Origin of the sequence: Blastopirellula marina (assembly GCF_002967715.1) — a bacterium.
Classification (GTDB): domain Bacteria; phylum Planctomycetota; class Planctomycetia; order Pirellulales; family Pirellulaceae; genus Bremerella; species Bremerella marina_B.
Genome location: NZ_PUIA01000016.1, coordinates 1 through 19,250, shown reverse-complemented (window position 1 = coordinate 19,250; position 19,250 = coordinate 1). Strand labels below are relative to the sequence as shown.

Genomic DNA, 19,250 nt, shown 5'->3' with positions numbered 1-19,250 from the left:
GAGCGTGCGGAAACCCCGGAATTACCGGGCAAGAACGAAGAAAGCCGGCCAAATAGGCCGGCTTCTGAAAGTGCTCCCTGTTGGAATCGAACCAACAACCTACTGATTAAGAGTCAGTTGCTCTGCCAATTGAGCTAAGGGAGCTTTTGTTTGGTTGAAGGAGAGCTTGGCGGGCGTTTGGGTTCGCCTCGTCTCCTTGGTTTCGCCTTGTTGGCCACTGGGGCCGGGGGCGAAACGCATACTTTACCGCTTTTCTCGGCTGGGGTGAAGGGGACGCTTGAAGAAAATCGGGGCGTTCCCCCTTCGCATAGCGGAAACCGCCGAAATGGGGCGGAAACTGGGGTTATTCTTTTTCGTCTAACAGCCCTAGCTGCTTCATTTTGCGGTGCAGGTTCGAGCGGTGGACCCCCATATTCTTGGCCGCCTGGGCCATGTTGCCGCCGGTTCGTCCCAGGTGATAGCTGATGAAGTCCGCTTGAAAGCGGTCGGTTGCGGCGGCCAGGTCCAGTTGGGCCGAAACCTGGTGTACCTGCGGGCCAGTACTCGTCTCCAGCGGCAGCACCTCGGAAGTGATTACCTCGCGATCGCACAGAAACGCGATCCGCTCCATCGTGTTGCGCAGCTCGCGGATGTTGCCTGGCCATGGGTGGGCCAGCAAGCAATCTTTGGCGTCAGCCGACAGCATGGGAATCTCGCGGTGGGCCTTGCGAGAAAACTGTTCGAGGAACTGCTGGGCGAGGATCAAGATATCGTTCCCTCGATCGCGCAGCGGCGGCAGATTCACCGAGACGACATCCAATCGGTAGAACAGGTCCTGGCGAAACTTCTTCTCTTTCACCAGCTTGGGCAGGTCCTGGTTGGTGGCTGCGATCACGCGGACATCGATCTCGATATCGGTCTGCCCACCCAGCCGCGTAACGACGTGGTTCTCCAGTACGCGCAGCAGTTTGGCCTGACCTGGCAAGCTCATGTCGCCGATCTCGTCGAGAAACAGCGTTCCGCCAGAAGCCAGTTCGAACTTGCCGGCCTTGGTTTCGTGCGCGCCAGTGAAGGCCCCTTTCTCGTGACCGAACAGCTCGCTTTCCAGCAGCGTGTCAGGCAGCGCCGCGCAGTTCACGGCGACCAGGGGTTGGCTGCGGCGGTCACTTTGATAGTGGATCAAACGGCTGACCACTTCCTTGCCGCTACCGTTTTCCCCCAGCACCAGCACCGGCAACTTGGTGGCGGCGATGCGATCGATGTTCTTACGCAGCTCGATCATCGCTGGCGACTCGCCGATCAGTTGAATCTCGGAGGCCTGGGCCTGGGCGATGCGGTCGCGGCATTCCATCAGTCCGGCAATCTGCTGCGAGCTTTCCAACACGGCGGCCGCATGCACGGCCACCTCCATCAGGCCTTGTTCGTCTTTGGTGGTGAAATTGCCGTCGAGCTTGTTGATCAACTCAAACGCCCCGAATACTTTCCCTTTCCGGTCCAACAGCGGCACGGCCAGCAAGCTGCGCGTATGGAACTCGAGTTGTTTGTCGATATCGCGATTGACTTCGTGCCCTAGCATGTCGTCGACGCGGCGAGGCTCGCCTGTTTGCACGACCGCACCGACCACCCCTTTATCGTCCGGCACGACCAGCTTGCCATCTTCCACCCCCAACGCTGGCCGACCGATGAGCTGATGCTTGGGCTTATCCCACAAAAAGATACTGGCCCGCTCGGCACCGAAGAACTCGGTCGACGACTCGGCCATTTCGTTGAGTAGTGAAATGAGATCGTCGGTCTGATGCCAGCGCTGCACCATGGTGAGCATGGCCTTTAACCGCTGCGAACGATCACTCTTGTTCTGGTTTTCGATGAAGCGCTTCACAGCGAAGCGAGTCACCTGAGCGATTGCTTGTAGCGATCTTGCCGGCAACCCAGGCACCCCTTCCAGAACCAGCAGGCGGTGTGGTTCGTTCTCGAGCGGTAGCGAGAAAGCGGCCGGATCGCCGGAGGTGATGTCGGCCTGCATCCACTGCTGCGACTGGCTGGAAGAGATCGCACTCGTTTTACCGGCCGAGGCCATCCTCTTCCAATCACCGGTCGATTGCTGACACAGAAGCTGCGCGGCCGCTCCGGGAAACGACTTGGCCAGGGCCTGGCAAATTCCGTCGAACAGTTGCGAAAGATCCTGGGCCGTGCCCAACTGTCGCCACAACTGCGTGAGCATGGTGGCCAGCCGCGGATTCTCTTGAATGGCCTCGCCGAGCAGTTGAAAGGGATCGTGATCAGAGGAGTTCATAGCAGGCAGTAACAACTCGGCGAATAAGAACGGGATTCGGACTTCGCCTCCGTTATACAAAAAAAGCCGCCAGACCACGATTGTGGGCCGGCGGCTCCGTCGTCTCCTGGCATGACAGGCAGGACCAGGATCAATCAGCAGTTCTTCGTGGGGGCTTAAACTTCGTCCTTAACAGGCTGCTGGTCGGCAGGCGGGGCAACCTGAATGCGTTCCATTCGCTCGTGCATCTTGCGGATCATCTCGTGCATTTGCTTCATTTCTTCTTGCATCCGCTTTTGGAAATCAGCGTTGCCAGGCAGACCGTCTGGCCCCATATCCTTCATCATTTCCTGCAGTTCGACGAAAGGAACATTTTCGCCACCGATGATAATGTTGCCGGCATTGCCGAAGGTCAGGTACTTCTTGGCAACCGGTTGGAGGTCGGCGGGAAGCTGATCGATTTGGTCTTCGGTCACGCTCCACTTCTGACCGTCACGTTCGATGTGCAGCGTGGTGGGGCCTTCCCCCTTCTTTTCCACGCGGATGGTCATATTCAGCGGCATGTCTTCCGCGAGGCCTTGCAATCGCACTTGAGGCGGAACCATTTGAGCTGGGCCAAAGAAACGAAAATGGGCACCAGGCTGAGCCTCTTCAAAGGGGAGGCCTGGAATAGCCTGCCACTGAGGCATCACCGATATCATGTCTACCGGAGCTTCTTCGGGCTGAACGTTGTACGTTTCGATTTCCAAGCCACGCAGAACACGCACGGCGAGGACCGCTCCATCGTTATCGCGTACGATCTCCACCATCTGTTCCGGCGAAGTGATCGTCGTTTCGTTGATCTTCAAAATGTGGTCGCCTGCTTTCAGTCCGGCCTTTTCAGCAGGGCTTTCCGGAGCGATACCGGCAACCATCGCGCCCCCATCTTTCAGGCGTTCGACATGCTTCTTCAAAATTTCGGGGGTCGGTGCCAGTTGCACGCCAATCCAATATTTTTTGGCGGCTGGCTCTGCTTGCTTGGCTTCGACCTTTTCTTCCGCGGGGGCCGCATCGTCGGCGGTAGCGACCTGCATCATCGGCACGGCGACAACGCCGGTCGCCAAGATCGCGGCCATGAACCAATGTCTGACCTTCATTTTTCCACTCCCTTTTTTCGTGTGTGACTCTGTGAGTTCAAGTTAGGTAAGTAACGAATGCTGGTGCCCATGGGGCAGCGAGTGATTTAGTGGTACGGCAGATCTGGCTTTTCGTAGACAATCACATCCTGCACCGGAACCACCACCCGGTCGCCGTTATCCAGCGAGACCGGAATCAAACGGTTCTTGGTTTGATACGATTGCCCGGAATCCTTCAGCTTTTGCAGCTGCTCGGGGTTCATGCCCCAAGACGTATCCCATTCGGCCTGGGGGTCGTACTGTTTGTTCGGATCGATGGCGATCGGCATGCCGCCCCCTTGCTGGCCATCCCATTGGTTGACGTACACAAACTGCGGCTTGGCTACCGTGTGCATCGGAGCATCCGGGGGCAACTGCGGATTGCCCACGTTCGTGGTGAGGCCACCCCCTGGCATATCGACCGCAGGGGTATCAGCACCCGAGATGTACATCCCCAGGCCAAACGCCACCATCACCGAAGCTGCCATCGCAGCCAATGTTTCCATGCGACGAAAGGAGGCCGTACCGGAGTTGGACGACTTCTCTACCGTTGGTGCCGGCTCTGTCTGGGGGCATGACGGAGCGGTCTGCATCACCAACGGCAGAGCTTGCTCAAGCGCCTGTGACTCAAGGAACGCATGGGCACAACGTCGCCAACCATTAGGCATTTGATCTAGCTGCGAAAGAACCTGGCGGTATTCTTCCGCCGAAAGCTCTCCATCGACCAGACGGTCGAGAAGGAGGTCGTCGATGTTTTCAAATGAATCGTTCATGGCATGTTTCACTTAGGTTCAGGTCGCCGTCGAGACGATCTCGCGGGCCACCAATCGCTCTCGCAATCTTTGACGAGCACGATGAAGTCGGGCTTCCACGGCGCTGGTGCTGACGCCCATGCGCTCGCTGATCTCGCGATAGCTCCACTGCTCGGTGTACTTCAGCAGTAGTATCTCGGCATCGCGTCGGGGTAATTCGTTCATGGCCTGGCGGACCAACTCGTTGCGTTCTTCGGCCAATAGCCAGTCCAGTGGGTTCGCCTCGCTGTTGGTTCTGGCCGGCAAGCTCTGCTCGGCCGCATCATGCAATTTGCGAATGCGTCCTTGCTTGCGGCGATACAACAGAGCCTGGCGAATGGCAATTTTGTAAAGCCACGGTCCCACAGCGCTGGGGTCCCTAATCTGCTGCCAATGTTCCAGCGCTGCGGTAACCGTTTCCTGCATCACGTCATCAACCTCCATCGGACTACGCAGCCGCGCATATAGTGCGGTCCTCAGCCATCGCTCATGCTGCTTAAGCATTTCTGCGGGCTCGGGCTTCACGTTGTCTCCTGGCAGCTCGATGGGGTTCATCCTGTATTCAGAGGGTTAGTTACCGCAGAAGAGAAAACCTTGCGGGGTGACTCGAATATTTTCGCAAAAAATCTCAGGTGCTTGTGCAATCAAACTCAAACTCTTGTACTACGCACAAAAATGTGGGTTGGTTTGCTTCGTAAATTACGGAGAACGCTAGACTTCCGGAATTCGCACCTTGATAATGTTTCTCAATGCACATCTCTTTCTCTTTTCCTGGTGCGGCCCCCTCGGCCGTCAGTCTACTAGCCCCAACTGCTTGGAGTTCCGATGATGAAACGCTGCTTAGCCCCTGCCGCACTTTGCCTTGCGGCGATTGTAATGAGTGCTTCTGGCCTGACGGCCGCGGAGCCTGCAGCAAAAGGAAATGACACCCCCATGAATGTGACCGCGAGCGAATTCGGCCAATTGCCGGACGGAACCGTGATTGCCAAGTACACGGTCGACAACGGCAACGGCATTGTGATGGAACTGATCAACTACGGTGCGATCATGACCACCCTTTCCACGCCGGACAAAGAAGGCAAGTCGGCCAACATCAACGTTGGTTTCGACAACCTGGAAAGCTACCTGGGGGGCACGCCCTACTTTGGTGCCACCGTCGGCCGCTACGCCAATCGTATCGCCAAAGGCAAATTCACCCTCGGCGGCAAAGAATACACCCTGGCCACCAACAACGGCCCGAACACCTTGCACGGCGGTCTGAAAGGGTTCGATAAGGTTGTCTGGGACTCCAAGAAGATCGAAACGGAAGACGCCGTGGGCGTGCAGTTCGACTACACCAGCAAGGATGGCGAAGAAGGCTATCCCGGCAACTTGAAGGTCACCGTAAAGTACACCCTGACCCCCGACAACAAGCTGGTCATGGACTACACCGCCACGACCGACGCCGAGACCGTGCTGAACCTGACCAACCACAACTACTGGAACCTGGCCGGCGCTACCAGCGGCAAGAACTACAACCACCAGTTGAAGTTGGAAGCCGACAAGTACCTGCCGGTTGACGAAACGCTGATTCCTACCGGCGACATGGCATCGGTCAAGGGAACTCCGATGGACTTCACCTCGTTCAAGGCCATCGGCAAGGACATCCAGGAAACCGGTGGCGATCCGATCGGGTACGACCACTGCTACGTCCTGAACGACCAGTCCAACAAGCTGACCCTCGCCGCGACGGTCAAGGAACCCACCTCGGGTCGCGTGATGGAAGTTTGGACCACGCAGCCTGGCATCCAGTTCTATAGTGGCAATTTCCTGGACGGCAGCAAAGGCAACGCCGGACTGAACCAGCACGAAGCGTTCTGTCTGGAAACGCAGCATTTCCCCGATACGCCGAACCAGCCCAGCTTCCCTTCGGCCACGCTCAAGCCAGGCGAAACGTTTCACGAGACCACGGTTCATACCTTCGCGGTCGAAAAGTAAGCGTTCCCCCCATACGATCAAATCGAAAGCGGTCCCTTCCCAGGGGCCGCTTTTTTTGTTGGTAGGTCACTCGCCAACCACCGCATGAAACACGACCTTACGAGCAAAAAGTTCAAAGGAGACTTACTTTTTTTCGCGCAGGCTTGTTCCTTAAAGCCCGCTGGCTTGTAACATATTGGCAGCCCAACCAAGCCAATCTTCACACGCTGGAAGCATGAATCAGCCTGATACCGCAGTTGTTATGAAGATCGCCGCCGAGGCCCGGCGCCGCCAAGGTGCTGCCCGCGAGGCGTTTCTGGACGACACATGCGGCACCGATCAGGTATTGCGCAAGCTGGTCGAAGACAAGATCCGCCCTAAGGCCGCCGGCACGCTCGTACCAGATCAAGTCGATCCCGATGCGACCATCGCCGTCGATCCCCCTTCCAAGCATTCGCTTCATCCACGCCAGGGCCTGACCACGCGTTACCTGCCTGGCACCAGTGTGCTGGTCCGGGTCTGGGCTTCCCGTCTGTATCGCACGATTGCGATCGTGAGCTTCATCGCGCTGATCATCTTGCTGGGTATCGGGTCGCGCTATCTCGTCTGGAACGAACTGCGCAAAGTCCGCGAACAAGAATTCACCGCCTTGCTGGCCGCCGACGTCCAGGCCCTCACCTCTTGGATCGAAACCCGTAAAGAACACGTCTCAGTCGTCGCCAAAGACCAGGACGTAAAAGACGCGATCCTGCGGCTCGTCAAACAAAAGCGAGCTCTCGGAGACGAATACTCGGCCGACGCTGTCCAGGAAGAGCTCGAGTTCTTCCGCCAGCGATTCCCGAAATTCAATCGTCCCATTAGTGGCGTCAAGCAGTTTATCGAAGAGCACGAGCCCATCGATTTCGATCAGCGAAGTGACGCACAGGCGGAACCGCCTGGCCTGATCCCCGATGAAGGGGCGTACTTTGTTGTCGATCCGGCCGGTACCATCCTTGCCGCAAATCAAGTCGGAGCGATCAATCAAACCCTGCAAGGTTCGCGTCGCCTGCAAGTCTTCTCGGATGTCTTTCTCAACAAAGCAGGCTTCGTGCCCCCGATGCGGCCCGAACACGAGTTGACCATTCCCGGCACGCGCCCCGATGTGGTCTTTACGTGGGTCTATCAGCCGATCTACGACGAATTCAAAATCCCCTCGGCGCTGCTCTGCTTCGGCTATTATTCCGTGGGCAACTTCACCAAGTCACTTATCACGGCACGGACCGGCGAGACGGGGGAAGCGTATGCGTTCGATGCCAATGGCTTGATGCTTACCGAGAGCCGCTTCACCAAAGACCTCTGGCGGATGGGGATCTTGCCGGAAGGGGAACCGTCAAGGGCCAATCTGATACTTCGCCCTCCCTTTGCCGCCGAGCACCCCCACCCCGAAAATCACGACCGATATACGCGGCTGATCGAAGACGCGCTGGCCAACCACGGCACCAATACCAAGTCGGATGTCGTGATGGACCGCTACATCAATTACCGCGGGCACCTGGTGGTGGGTGCCTGGCAGTGGATCGATGAATACAATTTTGGCGTCGCCTATGAAACCGAATCGCACGAAGCCTTCAGCCCTTTCACCATCATTTCGTATACCCAGTACGCGTTGCTGTTTTTGATCGCCGGCTTTGGCGGGCTCGCTTACTACGCCGCATCGTCCCTGGTTCAAATGCGCCGCACCATTGGCGAGCACACCGTCGTCGGGGCGTATGAACTGCTGCTCAAGATCGGCGAAGGGGGCATGGGGCAGGTCTATCTCGCACGGCACCAGATGCTTAAACGTCCCACGGCCGTCAAGCTGATGCGGCCCGAACAAACCGACCCGGCCCTGCTCAAGCGATTCGAGCGCGAAGTTCAGCTTTCCAGCCGCTTGAAGCACCCCAACACGGTCGAGATCTACGACTACGGCAAGACCCCCGACGACATCTTCTACTATGCCATGGAATACCTGGACGGCATCACCATTGAAGTCCTCGTGCGTCAGTATGGCTGGCTCCCGGTCTCGCGCACGCTGTCGGTAATGCGGCAGGTGGCTGCGTCGCTGCGCGAAGCCCACGAGAGCGGCCTGATCCATCGCGACATCAAACCGCTGAACATCATGCTCTGCCGCGTTGGTGGCGAGTACGACGTGGCCAAGGTCTTGGACTTCGGCCTGGTGAAGAACCTTTCGGCCGATCCCGGGGCCACCATCGTGACCAACACGACCGAGATCAGCGGAACGCCCATGTACATTCCGCCTGAACGCGTGAAGAATCCCACCCAGGCCGATCCACGCGTCGATATCTATGCCCTCGGTGCGACGGCCTACTTCATGCTTACCGGGCAAACGATCTTCAGCGCCGCCAGCGCCGTCGACGTGCTGGTGCAGATCGTCACGCAGTCGATTCCTTCGGTCAAAGATGCTTCCGACCGAGTGATCCCCGATGCCCTGCAAGACCTCATCTCGCGCTGCCTGGCGAAAGACCCAAAAGATCGTCCGCAGTCCGCCGACGAAGTTTTGAAGGAAGTCGAAAAGCTGATGATCGACTTCCCTTGGACACAGCAAGATGCCGCCGACTGGTGGCAGAACAACATCCCGGTCGACGAACTCATCGAAATGGCGAACCGGGATTCAGAAGAGTTCCCCGCGATCTAATCGCCTGGCGTACTCATCATCCGATGTCGTGCTTAGCGAACGCTGACCGCGATCTCGTGGATCTTGCGGACCATCGAATGTAAACCATTCGAACGAGCCGGTACCAGGTGCTTTTCCAGCTTCAACGTATCGAACAGACCGCGCAGGTCGAAGTCGAGAATCTCTTGCGGGCTCTTCCCCGAAAGCAGCATCACCAAAATGCCCACCAACCCTTTAACGATGTGGGCGTCGCTATCGGCCTGGAAGACGATCTTCTTCGGTTGCCCTTCAACTTCCACCACTTCCGGCACCAGCCATACCTGGCTTTGGCATCCCTGGACCTTGAATTCGTCGCGGCGCAACTGGTCCGGCAGATCGGGAAGTTCGCGTCCCAGTTCGATAATCAACTTCAGTCGCTCTTCTTTCGTTTCGGCGAACTCGAAGTCATCGATCAATTCTTCCGCGGTCAGGGTAGGCGGTTCGTTCAACGTGAGTCTCTTCATCTTCAATCGAAGGGTTTGTCTGTTGCTACGGTTACGATTCTAGTCGCCGTGCTTCTCGCGAAGACGGGTCGACGTGCGACAAATCCATTGGTTGCGTTCGAACTGATCGATCCATTCGGCCAGCACGCCACAGGTCAGGGCATCCATTTCGCCAGCGGCATGAAGCGAAATGCCGGTACTGCACGCTGCTCCGCCGAGCTTCTCGACCATCTGGCGATACTTGGCCAACGTGCGATCGCCGTACATGCCGGTTACCTGGTCATCTTCGTTCAAAAAGACGACGACCGGAACACGGTTTCCGCCGCAAACCTGGATCGCCTCTTTCAAATCGTCCGGGGCATCATCCCGATCGATATACCGCACGACAACGTTAGGAGATGCCTGTTCCATTAACTGAAACATCGGGCACTGATCAACACAATCGCCGCACCACGCCCCAGACAGGCAAAGGACGTGCATCTCGCGCGTGAAGCTGGCCAGCAGCGTCTTCTGTTCATCGCTAAGGGACAACGTCTTCAGCTTCGCACTCCAACGCTCCTTCTGATTCTCGTTGGCATACTTGGCCAGAAAATCGTCGTAAGAGAGAGCGGAGGAAAACAGAGTGGGCCAGTCGAGGGGCATAATCTACCTAGCGTTGAAAATATCTTGTCGTGAGTGAGTGGCTAAAAAATAACCACGTTTTCAGTGTTCCGTTTTCAGTGGGAGAAGACCTTTCTTCTTTCTGAAAACGGAATACTGAAAACTTCCAACCAACTGCATCGCCGCTAAATCCACGGCTACCCGCATAACCGCATCATGGGCGATGCTTTTGAAAGCAGCAGTTGCGTGCATTTTAGGCAGCAATCGCCAGGCTGATTAGGGGCGGTCAAAAAAACTACAGGCTGTTTTCTGCCCGAAAATGGGGAAAAGTACCGATTTCGGCGCGTTTTCTCGGCTTGTGTTCGAATTGGCACACCGAATGCATCTAATGTGTGGCGAAAGCGAATCAGAAGGAGATTCGGAACCGGTCGCGAAGGATCGTGAGCCTCGGACTTCTCGCTTCTGAAAAGCATAAGATGCTTGCCCCGTGCTTCTGTAACAAGGAGTGCGTCAGAGCTGGGGACAAGCTCAACTGCTTCGCTTCATACCCGAACAATCAAGATCATCTCCAAGTGATCTTTGCCCGTACAGTGTGGAAGCATGATGGGGTGTTGTTCGCGTGCAGTGGGGCTGCCGCGAACGGTAGTCGAGGTTGAGGAGGTTTTGCCTCCTTAACCTCGGCTATTTTTATGCGCTTATGGATATTCTGCAGAACTTTTTCCTGTCACCATCTTAGGCAGGTTTCTCCTACGCTGCTGATTTGTCACGCAGAAGTTCACTGGACAAAAGCAACTTGGGAAAAGTTTCGTTGACTTAAACCACTGCGTCATTGATATTTAGGAAATGATGCCACGCACCGACAGTTCAATTGGCATAACGGTTGCAAACAAGCGGGAGCAATGGACAACTAGGTCACCCGCTCATCATGCACTCGCTCTCCGCCTTGTTTAGTGCATGGCTCCACTTTGAAAGAGCATCCCGTTGCGACCTGTCCTTATAACGTCACGTCAGTTTGTTGGAGTATGCATTAATGAAGAAGATTGAAGCCGTCGTCCGCCACCACAAGTTGGACGAAATCAAAGAAGCCCTGGTTACCAAGGGGTTTGGTGGTATGACCGCAACGGAAGTCCAGGGATTTGGACGTCAGAAGGGACAGACGGAAACCTATCGCGGTGCGGAATACTCGATCGATTTCGTTCCTAAAATCAAAATTGAAATCGTCTGCACGGACGAGCAGTGTCAGGAAATCGTCGATACCATCATCCAGAAGGCCCAGTCCGGTCAGATCGGTGATGGCAAGATCTTCATCTCCGAACTCACTGACGCCGTTCGCATTCGTACTGCCGAAACCGGTTCGTCCGCGATCTAGTGATCGCTTGAAAACAAGTCGAATCGGTTCAGCGCACAACCCTTCGACCACCAAGTCAATCTCTCTCTCGAAAAAGCCGGCCCCCCCTGGGTCGGCTTTTTTTATGCGCCATTCCGGTAAGCCGGGCCCACCGTCCTGCGGACGCTCTTAGTAGCGATCGGCAGCCGAACGATCCGACCGGCGACGATGCGAATACAGACGCATCCGACGCGGGGCGGTCGATGGATGACTTTCGTCGATCACGTGCCCTGAAAGCAGTCGGTAGAAGAACAAAATCATGAACGCGCCGCCGGTGGCCACGGCAAAGCCTAGTGGGCTCAACGGCGAGACCTTCGTCCCTTCAAAAAACAGCGATAGCATCCCGCAGCCGATCACCGATCCGCCAATCCCCATCGCCAAGGTAGCAATCGGCCCGCCAGGATCGCGCCCCGGCATGATCGCCTTGGCAAACAGCCCGGTCAGCGTGCCGAAACCAACCCATGTCAGAAACAGATTGGCCCACGCTTCAAAATGTTCGGATACCTGTAGCGCCTCGTCACCCATAACCGCCTACCTTCGCCATGCTAGCAAGTGGGGAGGAAATTCCCCTGAGAAGTTGACATAAAGTAAGGTGTCGTCAGCTACGGCCCAAAAGTTTGCCGATTATGCCGATCGTTCGGGAAAAGGCTTCATTCCGGGGGTGCCAGGAAGTGGAAATCGCGAGAAAGGGGCTATAATAGCACGCAGAGCAGGCAACGAAACGGATCGTAAAACGCTGCCTGCTGTACTGATCCTGGAAGGATCGGTCCCCTAATCTTGCGATCGCACGGTTTCCTTCGCGGAGGTGTCTTATGCGAACTCTTATCCCTATGTTCGCCGTGTCGCTATGTGCGGCATTTGCCATTGGATGCACCAAGTTCCAAGCCCCGGAATTCACCGACAGTTCCCCAGGCACGCTGGCCTCGGATGCTCGCTCCCATCAGGTCGTCTCGCTGCAATTGGGTCAACAGCCCGGCGCGTTTCAGGTCGAGGACGTCACCGGACCGGCCGCTGGCGAGTTCCTCTGTTATCGCTGCAAGTACAGCGGCAAGCCCACCGTCGTGATCTTCGCGCGTGAGGTCAACGACTCGGTCACCAGCTTGGTCCAGCAGATCGATCGCCAGGTGAGCGAGAACGCCGACCAGAAGCTTTCGGCCTTCATGGTCGTCGTGGGGGATAACACCGACGAGGTCAAACCGACACTCCAGCGCGTGCAAGTTGCCCAGCACATTAAAAACACCCCGCTGACCGTCTTCAACGAAAAGGAAGGCCCCGCAGGCTACGGCCTTTCACCCGAAGCCCAAATCCAGGTCATGATGTGGAACGACGACGGCCTGAAGGTCAACCGGCCGCTGGGACCTCACCTATCCAAGGAAGAGATCACCGAGATCGTCGCCCAGACCAAAGAGATTTTGAACTGAGCCGATTCTCGCTTTCCGAATTGTTTGTTCCGTTTTCGGTCGCCAGCGTGGTGCAGCGTTTCTAAAGTAACACCATGAACGCTACGATCACCCTGCCCGACCCGAACACGATGTACCAGGCCATCGTCGACCGCGATGCCGAGATGGAAGGGCTGTTCGTCATGGCGGTCAAGACGACCGGTATCTTTTGTCGTCCTGGCTGCAAAGCGAAAACCCCCAAGCGCGAGAACGTCGAATTCTTCGCCACCGCCGACCAGGCCCTTGCCGCCGGCTATCGCCCATGCAAACGCTGCCGCCCGATGGAGCTTTCCGGCAGCGTGCCGGCCTGGCTGACCCAGTTGGTCGATGCCCTCGAGGCCGATTCTTCGCGCCGCTGGACCAATGCCGACCTGGAAGCAATGGGACTTTCCCCCATTCGTGTTCGTCGCTGGTTTCAGCAGCACTATCGAATGACCTTCCACGCGTACCTGCGCACGCGGCGAATCGGCCTGGCGGTCGACATGCTACAAACGGGCAAGGACGTCACTTCCACCGCGCTCGATAGTGGCTACGAGTCCCTCAGCGGGTTTCGCGATAGCCTGCGCAAATGGACCGGCCAATCGCCGACCAGCATCAAGGATGGCGAGCCGATCCTGGTCCAGCGTATTCTCACGCCGCTGGGTCCCATGCTGGCCGCTGGCAGCGACGCCGGGCTGTGCCTCTTGGAATTCGCCGATCGCAAGATGCTCCCCAAGCAGTTCGAGCGGGTCAGCAAACTGTTCGCCCAACCGATTCTGCCTGGCACGCACCCGGTACTAAGTGAAGCGGCCGATCAGATCGAGCAGTACTTTCAGGGAACGCGAACCGAGTTCACCCTTCCCTTGCGATTGGACGGCACCTCGTTTCAACAGCAAGTGTGGAAGCTGCTCGAAGGGATTCCCTTCGGGCAGACAAGTTCGTACGGCGAACTTGCCGAGCGACTCGGCAAGCCGACCGCCTCCAGGGCTGTCGGCCGCACCAACGGCGACAACCGCCTGGCGATCGTCGTGCCGTGCCATCGTGTGGTTCGCAGCGATGGCCACCTGTGCGGCTACGCTGGCGGATTGTGGCGGAAGAAGTGGCTGCTGGAACACGAACGCAAATTGAACCACAATCAATGAATGTCTGAACCTACATCCCAAGTCGTCCGCTGCGAAAAACGCTGGGCCATCGCGTTTGCCCACCTCCTTTGGAGCCCCCTGCTGTTCGCCATCTTCCTGGCGGGTATCGCACTTTGGCTGGCCCTGGCAATTTCCGACCCGACGCAAAAACTGGTTGCCATTCCTCTGGTGGCGATCGCGGCGATCATCGTTCATCAGCTGTACGGCGACTATCAGTGGGTCGAGAGCGACGGCGAATACATTCGAGCGAAAGGGTTCTGGTTTCGCAACGCCGCTAGCTGGCCCATTACCCAAATTGAATCGATCCATCCGATGTTACGGCGAAACAACGTCACCGCAGATTCCTCCCCGGAAGAGCTCATGGAAGCGATCGCCGGCATGGAGATCCGCTTTCGCGACGACCAGCCCCCGGTCACGTTGATGCATTCCGAGTTCACGTACGTCCCGGAACTTTGCCTGTTTCTGCTCAGGCAAATCCATTCCGATGCCCCGGCACCCTAGACCATTTGACGTTCTTCGCGTCCAATAGGATGCATGAACGAAAAGCCTAAATCAAAGCCGGTTGCGGCCTCGCCTGCCAAACGTGGTCTGGTCGGGGATGGGACCCATCTCGGGCTGATGGATTACCTGCGGAAGATCCTCAACGCCCAGGTTTACGATGTCGCTCACGAGTCCGCATTAGAGCGGGCCGGTAAGCTCTCGGAGCGTATCCAAAACAACGTCTATCTGAAGCGAGAAGACAGCCAGAAGGTGTTCAGCTTCAAGCTGCGTGGGGCCTACAACAAAATGGCTCAGCTCACCCCGCAGCAGTTAGAGCGCGGCGTCATTTGCGCGTCGGCTGGCAATCATGCCCAAGGGGTCGCGCTCTCTGCGGCTCACCTGGGATGCACGGCGACGATCGTCATGCCAAAGACGACACCCAAACTTAAAATCGAAGCGGTAAAGGCCCTCGGGGGCAATGTCGTGCTGCATGGCGAAAGTTACAGCGATGCCTACCAGCACGCCGGCGAACTGAGCAGCACCAACGAGATGACCTTCGTCCATCCCTTTGACGACCCCGACGTGATCGCCGGGCAAGGGACCATCGCGATGGAGATCTTGAGGCAGCATCAAAAGCCGATCCATGCCATCTTCGTCGCGATTGGCGGCGGCGGTATGATCTCCGGCGTGGCCGCATACATCAAAGCGGTCCGGCCCGAGATCAAAGTCATCGGCGTGCAGACAAACGATTCCGACGCGATGGTTCGCAGCGTCAAGCAAGGCAAACGGATTCAGCTAACCGACGTCGGTCTCTTCTCCGACGGCACCGCCGTGAAGCAGGTCGGCGAAGAGACCTTCCGCATCACCAAGGCCCTGGTCGACGACTTTGTCGTGGTCGATACCGACGCCGTGTGCGCCGCGATCAAGGACGTGTTCGAGGATACCCGCAGCATTCTCGAACCTGCCGGAGCGCTCAGCGTGGCCGGCCTCAAGCAGTATGCGGCCAGGCATCGTCTGCTAGGAGACACGCTTGTCGCGATCACGTGCGGGGCGAACATGAACTTCGACCGGCTGCGATTCGTGGCCGAGCGCGCCGAAGTGGGGGAAAACCGCGAAGCGCTGTTCGCCGTCACCATCCCCGAACGCAAAGGAAGCTTTCGTCGGCTGTGCGAACTGATCGGCCCGCGGGCCGTGACCGAGTTCAACTACCGCATCTCCGACTCGAACGTGGCCCATGTGTTTGTGGGCCTGGCCGTGAACAACCGAGACGAGGCGAAACGAATCGCCGACGAACTGCGCGGCAGCGGGTTCGATACACTCGACCTGACCGACGACGAACTGGCCAAGCTGCACGTGCGGCACCTGGTAGGTGGGCACAGCAAAATGGCCGCGGACGAACACCTGTACCGCTTCGTCTTTCCCGAGCGGCCAGGGGCGCTGATGAAGTTCCTCTCGGCGATGCCCAGCGACTGGAATATCAGTTTGTTCCATTACCGCAACCAAGGTGCGGATTACGGACGCATTCTCGTGGGGCTGCAAATACCCAGTGACACGACGACCGAGTTTCAAGACTTTATCGAAAGCATCGCGTACCCGTACGTCGAAGAAACCGAGAACCCAGCTTACCGGTTGTTTCTCGCCTAAGGCCTGGCGGGCTCGTGGTTGTACTCGCCGAGCCTTTCCGCCGGTGGCAGGTGCTCTTCCAGTTTGAACTTGGGGCGCTGTTGGCTGTTGATATAGGCGGCGATGTCGGCCGCTTCCTGCTCGGTGAGGGAAGGATCGTCCAGCGGCATGCCCACCTTCAGCCACGAGGCCAGCTTCGGCACGCGGCTCAGGCCGGCTCCGTCGTTGTACGATTGCGGTCCCCAGACAGGCGGGCCGTCGTCGGTTCCTTCCCCCTCTTGCCCATGACAATCCAGGCAGTAGGTTTTGTAGTCTTCCTTCCCCTGTACCGGATTGGCTTTGCTCCAATCGACTTTCAGTTCCGGCACATGCCGCGGGCCGAGGGGCTTCTGCTCGTTCATCTGGATCTTGCTGCCGGTGGACAGCCAGGTGATGTACGTCGTGATGGCGACCGAGACCTGGCTGCCGTTGGGTGGGCGAACGCCGTTCTGGCTGCGCATGAAACAGTTCAGCACGCGATCTTCGAGCGTGATCACGCGGTTCTCGCGCGGCGACCAGGCTGGGTACGCGGTGGCCGTTTGCAGGAAACTGCCCGCATCGGGATGCTGGCCCCCCTCTAAATGGCACGACGTGCAGTTGAGTTGATTACCAATGAACGGTTTGCTCAGCGGGTGATCTTTCGTCTCGTTGACCAGCAGTTCCCCCAGCCGCACGACCTCGCCCAAGGGGCCTTCGGGGTACGCAGCAGGGACGATGGGCTGCTCTTCGGCATGAAGCGTGGCACTGCCCAGCAGCATAATGCCCAGGCACAAAACGACTCGCAGATTTAATCGACAAAAGGACATGATCTCTTTCTATCAGGTAAGGGAGCAGCGCTTGATAGGCAGTTTATCGTTACGCCAGTGGAATGGTCGATCTGTGAAATAGTTCACAACTGCCAGCAAAGCATCCCGTGCGGCGCAATCGGCACAGTGAAGCGGTTTTTTCTGGCAGGTCTGCCCATTTCCACTAATTCAACGCAAAGCGAAGCTTGCGTGGGTAATTCGGTGTTTAAGGGAAGCAAATCATCACATATTGAGTTCAGCTCGCGAATTCCTTCTTGAACACTGCGTATTAGAAGGATAAAAAGCCGATATCCAATCAATATTTCTCTTATCTCTTTTCTTGGTAGGTGGCTTTATGGTTACCGCTCGTCGCACGGCCTTCACGTTGGTGGAACTGCTGGTTGTTATTGCCATTATCGGGGTGCTGATCGCCCTGCTGCTGCCGGCTGTGCAACAGGCTCGGGAAGCCGCTCGGCGGATGACTTGCACCAACAAGCTGAAGCAGATTGGTCTCGCAATTCACAACCACCACGATACTTACGGCCAGTTTCCATCCGGGGTTCGTTATACGCCGGAGCCTGACTTCACCAGCGGCAGTTGGTGTTCGACCTCTGGCACCACCGGCACACGCGAACCGTGGACGGTAAAGATCCTGCCGTTTCTGGAAGAAAACAATCTGTACGATCAATTCGATCTCAATGCCAGCTTCACGGCCACCAGCAACGTGCCCGGTGCGACGGTGAATAACAACCTGTTCAAACTGAACCAATCGGCGTATCAATGCCCCTCGGACCCAGCCAGCCGGGACGAATGGAATTCGATCAGCTACTACGGCGTGCAAGGGGGTGGCCCGGCCGCGGACGAATCGTGTTCGACCTCGTCCGGGCAGCGGGTGTTCTATCGCAACGGCGTGCTGCACTTGAACTCGGATACCGGGTTTCAGGATCTGACCGACGGTTCGACCAACGTTTTCATGGTGGGAGAAACGCGTTACTGTCTGACCCCAGCGGGCCGGCCGGATGGTTACCACAGCGGTTGGGCTTCGGCGACGAAGCTCGACTCGTGGGGAACGCCGCTGGTGTTGGCCGCGACGCGCGAGCAGATCAACTCGGACCCGCGCAACGGCATGACTAACGACACGCTTAACATCATGACCAAACTGTTCGGCAGCTATCATCCTGGCGGCTGTATGTTTCTGATGGGGGACGCATCGGTTCACTTCATTCCAGAAACGATCGACCTGGCCACGTATCAAACGCTGGGCAAAATCGACGATGGAGCGCCGACCGGCGGTTTGGGATCTTTGTAATGACCTATTTGCGACAAACCTCCACCCTCGCGGCCAGCTTACTTCTGTTTCTGGCCGCTGGCGGCTGTGGCGCTGGCGATTCTAGCGTCCATTTGACCGGCCACGTCACGTACGACGGCCAGCCGGTCCCGCGCGGCACGATCACCTTCTCGCCCGATGGCAAACAAGGCAACACCGGTCACGGCAGCAAGGCGATCATCACCGACGGTGCCTACACCACGCAGGAAAGCTTCGGCCTGGTAGGTGGTCCGCACGTGGTACGTATCGAAGGATTCGACGGGGTGGCCAACGGCGATAACCTCGACGGCAAACTCCTCTTCCCTCCTCACGAAGAAAGCTACGACTTGCCGATGGAATCTGGCGAGTACGACTTCGATATCCCGAAGAGCACGAAGAAGCCACGGTAGTCACCAATCACGGCGGTTCGCGTGCATCGGTGCGGTTTCGCCTGGCACTGCTGCCCAGGATCGCGCAAGGGTCCCTGGGACGTCCACGCGTGGCCCGCCTGATCGGTGGGCGCAGCAGTGCACGTGGTTTCGCCCTGCGTTTTAGTGGACCGAACCCCAAGAATCCGGGTGCCACGTCCAAGTCTGCTTGGGCGTGCCTGGGAAATCTGAATGAGTCACACCGATGACCGGTGGTGGGCGGGTACCGAGTTGGCATACCCACCCGGACGTGGGCATGGTACCCGTCGCGTTGATTCACCGTGGCAGGCGGGTACCTCGTTTGCACGCCCAAGCGGACTTGGGCGTGGCACCCGGGAATTGATTCGATAGGCGGCAGTTCGATGCTGGCCGTTTGGATTGTGGCCAGCTCTTGCCGTAGCCGTTCGATCTTTTGCTGCTTCTCTTGCAGCCGGTCACGCATTTGCTGGTGCCGTCTTTTAATGCAGGCAATCACCTGGGCGGTGGTAGCCTGCTCGAGCCACTCGCGAGTGAGACGCTCGGGGATTTCGTGTTCGTGGGACATGGGGTTTGCTTTCGGTGAAAGGAGACGGTGCGCGCGGCGGCGCGTGTGATGACAAAGGAATTACGTCAATCGTTGGTTGAGAATGTGGAATTCAACAATCCGGGGGCCACGCCCAAGTCTTCTTGAGGGTGTCTTGGAAGTTGAAACAATTCACACCAATGACTGGTGGTTAGCTGGTACCTGCTTCGCACGCCCAAGCGGACTTGGGCGT

18 protein-coding genes and 1 tRNA gene are annotated in these 19,250 nt (G+C 57.5%); 9 read left to right on the top strand and 10 right to left on the bottom strand.

Going from position 1 to position 19,250, the window contains the following annotated elements; all coding sequences use genetic code 11:
• Positions 1-71: 71 nt before the first annotated feature.
• From C5Y96_RS02065 to C5Y96_RS02045, 5 genes are all read right to left on the bottom strand, one after another.
• Positions 72-144, bottom strand: a tRNA-Lys gene (locus tag C5Y96_RS02065).
• Positions 145-343: 199 nt separating this feature from the next.
• Positions 344-2,272 (bottom strand): sigma-54-dependent Fis family transcriptional regulator, encoded by a 1,929-nt coding sequence (locus C5Y96_RS02060; protein WP_146115488.1) that lies wholly within the window; start codon positions 2,270-2,272, stop codon positions 344-346.
• Between the two features lie 155 nt (positions 2,273-2,427).
• Positions 2,428-3,387 (bottom strand): PDZ domain-containing protein, encoded by a 960-nt coding sequence (locus C5Y96_RS02055; protein WP_105349890.1) that lies wholly within the window; start codon positions 3,385-3,387, stop codon positions 2,428-2,430.
• Between the two features lie 86 nt (positions 3,388-3,473).
• Positions 3,474-4,178, bottom strand: a complete 705-nt coding sequence (locus C5Y96_RS02050) for a hypothetical protein (RefSeq protein WP_105349889.1) — start codon at positions 4,176-4,178, stop codon at positions 3,474-3,476.
• A gap of 18 nt (positions 4,179-4,196) precedes the next feature.
• Positions 4,197-4,721: an RNA polymerase sigma factor gene (locus C5Y96_RS02045; RefSeq protein ID WP_105350867.1), complete on the bottom strand. Its 525-nt coding sequence runs from the start codon at positions 4,719-4,721 to the stop codon at positions 4,197-4,199.
• A gap of 408 nt (positions 4,722-5,129) precedes the next feature.
• Here C5Y96_RS02045 and C5Y96_RS02040 point away from each other — a divergent pair, with 408 nt between their 5' ends.
• Together C5Y96_RS02040 and C5Y96_RS02035 are read left to right on the top strand one after the other, a co-directional pair.
• A complete protein-coding gene (locus C5Y96_RS02040) occupies positions 5,130-6,173 on the top strand; it encodes an aldose epimerase family protein (RefSeq protein WP_233198726.1) in 1,044 nt (347 codons plus the stop codon).
• Positions 6,174-6,387: 214 nt separating this feature from the next.
• A complete protein-coding gene (locus C5Y96_RS02035) occupies positions 6,388-8,826 on the top strand; it encodes a protein kinase domain-containing protein (protein ID WP_105349887.1) in 2,439 nt (812 codons plus the stop codon).
• Positions 8,827-8,858: 32 nt separating this feature from the next.
• Here the strand turns inward: C5Y96_RS02035 and C5Y96_RS02030 are convergent, their stop codons facing one another.
• Together C5Y96_RS02030 and C5Y96_RS02025 are read right to left on the bottom strand one after the other, a co-directional pair.
• Positions 8,859-9,308, bottom strand: a complete 450-nt coding sequence (locus tag C5Y96_RS02030; RefSeq protein WP_105349886.1) for a SufE family protein — start codon at positions 9,306-9,308, stop codon at positions 8,859-8,861.
• A gap of 39 nt (positions 9,309-9,347) precedes the next feature.
• Positions 9,348-9,929, bottom strand: coding sequence for a thioredoxin family protein (locus C5Y96_RS02025; RefSeq protein ID WP_105349885.1), 582 nt, complete (start codon positions 9,927-9,929; stop codon positions 9,348-9,350).
• A 988-nt stretch (positions 9,930-10,917) separates the two neighbouring features.
• Between C5Y96_RS02025 and C5Y96_RS02015 the strand changes: the two genes are divergently transcribed.
• Entirely contained in the window at positions 10,918-11,256 is a 339-nt protein-coding gene (locus tag C5Y96_RS02015; RefSeq protein ID WP_105349883.1) for a P-II family nitrogen regulator, read from the top strand.
• Between the two features lie 147 nt (positions 11,257-11,403).
• Here the strand turns inward: C5Y96_RS02015 and C5Y96_RS02010 are convergent, their stop codons facing one another.
• Positions 11,404-11,799: a GlsB/YeaQ/YmgE family stress response membrane protein gene (locus tag C5Y96_RS02010; protein WP_199188616.1), complete on the bottom strand. Its 396-nt coding sequence runs from the start codon at positions 11,797-11,799 to the stop codon at positions 11,404-11,406.
• A gap of 287 nt (positions 11,800-12,086) precedes the next feature.
• Between C5Y96_RS02010 and C5Y96_RS02000 the strand changes: the two genes are divergently transcribed.
• The 4 genes from C5Y96_RS02000 (at position 12,087) to ilvA (ending at position 15,958) form a co-directional block, all read left to right on the top strand.
• A complete protein-coding gene (locus C5Y96_RS02000; protein WP_146115487.1) occupies positions 12,087-12,695 on the top strand; it encodes a hypothetical protein in 609 nt (202 codons plus the stop codon).
• Between the two features lie 74 nt (positions 12,696-12,769).
• A complete protein-coding gene (locus C5Y96_RS01995) occupies positions 12,770-13,834 on the top strand; it encodes a bifunctional transcriptional activator/DNA repair enzyme AdaA (RefSeq protein WP_105349880.1) in 1,065 nt (354 codons plus the stop codon).
• On the top strand, positions 13,835-14,335 hold the full coding sequence (locus C5Y96_RS01990; RefSeq protein ID WP_105349879.1) for a hypothetical protein: 501 nt from the start codon (positions 13,835-13,837) through the stop codon (positions 14,333-14,335).
• 117 nt (positions 14,336-14,452) lie between these two features.
• Entirely contained in the window at positions 14,453-15,958 is a 1,506-nt protein-coding gene (gene ilvA / locus C5Y96_RS01985) for a threonine ammonia-lyase, biosynthetic (RefSeq protein WP_199188633.1), read from the top strand.
• Here the strand turns inward: ilvA and C5Y96_RS01980 are convergent.
• A complete protein-coding gene (locus tag C5Y96_RS01980; protein WP_233198799.1) occupies positions 15,955-16,734 on the bottom strand; it encodes a c-type cytochrome in 780 nt (259 codons plus the stop codon). The genes ilvA and C5Y96_RS01980 overlap by 4 nt on opposite strands.
• A gap of 382 nt (positions 16,735-17,116) precedes the next feature.
• Between C5Y96_RS01980 and C5Y96_RS01975 the strand changes: the two genes are divergently transcribed.
• Positions 17,117-18,070 (top strand): DUF1559 domain-containing protein, encoded by a 954-nt coding sequence (locus tag C5Y96_RS01975; protein WP_105349876.1) that lies wholly within the window; start codon positions 17,117-17,119, stop codon positions 18,068-18,070.
• Positions 18,070-18,477, top strand: a complete 408-nt coding sequence (locus C5Y96_RS01970) for a hypothetical protein (protein ID WP_105349875.1) — start codon at positions 18,070-18,072, stop codon at positions 18,475-18,477. Before C5Y96_RS01975 ends, C5Y96_RS01970 begins: the two co-directional genes overlap by 1 nt.
• Before the next feature lie 7 nt (positions 18,478-18,484).
• On the opposite strand, the gene C5Y96_RS01965 is transcribed toward C5Y96_RS01970, so the two are convergent.
• Positions 18,485-19,039, bottom strand: a complete 555-nt coding sequence (locus C5Y96_RS01965; protein ID WP_105349874.1) for a hypothetical protein — start codon at positions 19,037-19,039, stop codon at positions 18,485-18,487.
• Positions 19,040-19,250 lie beyond the last annotated feature (211 nt).

Bases quoted from the DNA above. Each gene is read 5' to 3' on its own strand.
- C5Y96_RS02060 (WP_146115488.1), bottom strand. From the start codon at position 2,272: ATGAACTCCTCTGATCACGATCCCTTTCAACTGCTCGGCGAGGCCATT.
- C5Y96_RS02055 (WP_105349890.1), bottom strand. From the start codon at position 3,387: ATGAAGGTCAGACATTGGTTCATGGCCGCGATCTTGGCGACCGGCGTT.
- C5Y96_RS02050 (WP_105349889.1), bottom strand. From the start codon at position 4,178: ATGAACGATTCATTTGAAAACATCGACGACCTCCTTCTCGACCGTCTG.
- C5Y96_RS02040 (WP_233198726.1), top strand. From the start codon at position 5,130: ATGAATGTGACCGCGAGCGAATTCGGCCAATTGCCGGACGGAACCGTG.
- C5Y96_RS02035 (WP_105349887.1), top strand. From the start codon at position 6,388: ATGAATCAGCCTGATACCGCAGTTGTTATGAAGATCGCCGCCGAGGCC.
- C5Y96_RS02030 (WP_105349886.1), bottom strand. From the start codon at position 9,308: ATGAAGAGACTCACGTTGAACGAACCGCCTACCCTGACCGCGGAAGAA.
- C5Y96_RS02025 (WP_105349885.1), bottom strand. From the start codon at position 9,929: ATGCCCCTCGACTGGCCCACTCTGTTTTCCTCCGCTCTCTCTTACGAC.
- C5Y96_RS02015 (WP_105349883.1), top strand. From the start codon at position 10,918: ATGAAGAAGATTGAAGCCGTCGTCCGCCACCACAAGTTGGACGAAATC.
- C5Y96_RS02010 (WP_199188616.1), bottom strand. From the start codon at position 11,799: ATGGGTGACGAGGCGCTACAGGTATCCGAACATTTTGAAGCGTGGGCC.
- C5Y96_RS02000 (WP_146115487.1), top strand. From the start codon at position 12,087: ATGCGAACTCTTATCCCTATGTTCGCCGTGTCGCTATGTGCGGCATTT.
- C5Y96_RS01995 (WP_105349880.1), top strand. From the start codon at position 12,770: ATGAACGCTACGATCACCCTGCCCGACCCGAACACGATGTACCAGGCC.
- C5Y96_RS01990 (WP_105349879.1), top strand. From the start codon at position 13,835: ATGTCTGAACCTACATCCCAAGTCGTCCGCTGCGAAAAACGCTGGGCC.
- ilvA (WP_199188633.1), top strand. From the start codon at position 14,453: ATGGATTACCTGCGGAAGATCCTCAACGCCCAGGTTTACGATGTCGCT.
- C5Y96_RS01980 (WP_233198799.1), bottom strand. From the start codon at position 16,734: ATGCTGCTGGGCAGTGCCACGCTTCATGCCGAAGAGCAGCCCATCGTC.
- C5Y96_RS01975 (WP_105349876.1), top strand. From the start codon at position 17,117: ATGGTTACCGCTCGTCGCACGGCCTTCACGTTGGTGGAACTGCTGGTT.
- C5Y96_RS01970 (WP_105349875.1), top strand. From the start codon at position 18,070: ATGACCTATTTGCGACAAACCTCCACCCTCGCGGCCAGCTTACTTCTG.
- C5Y96_RS01965 (WP_105349874.1), bottom strand. From the start codon at position 19,039: ATGTCCCACGAACACGAAATCCCCGAGCGTCTCACTCGCGAGTGGCTC.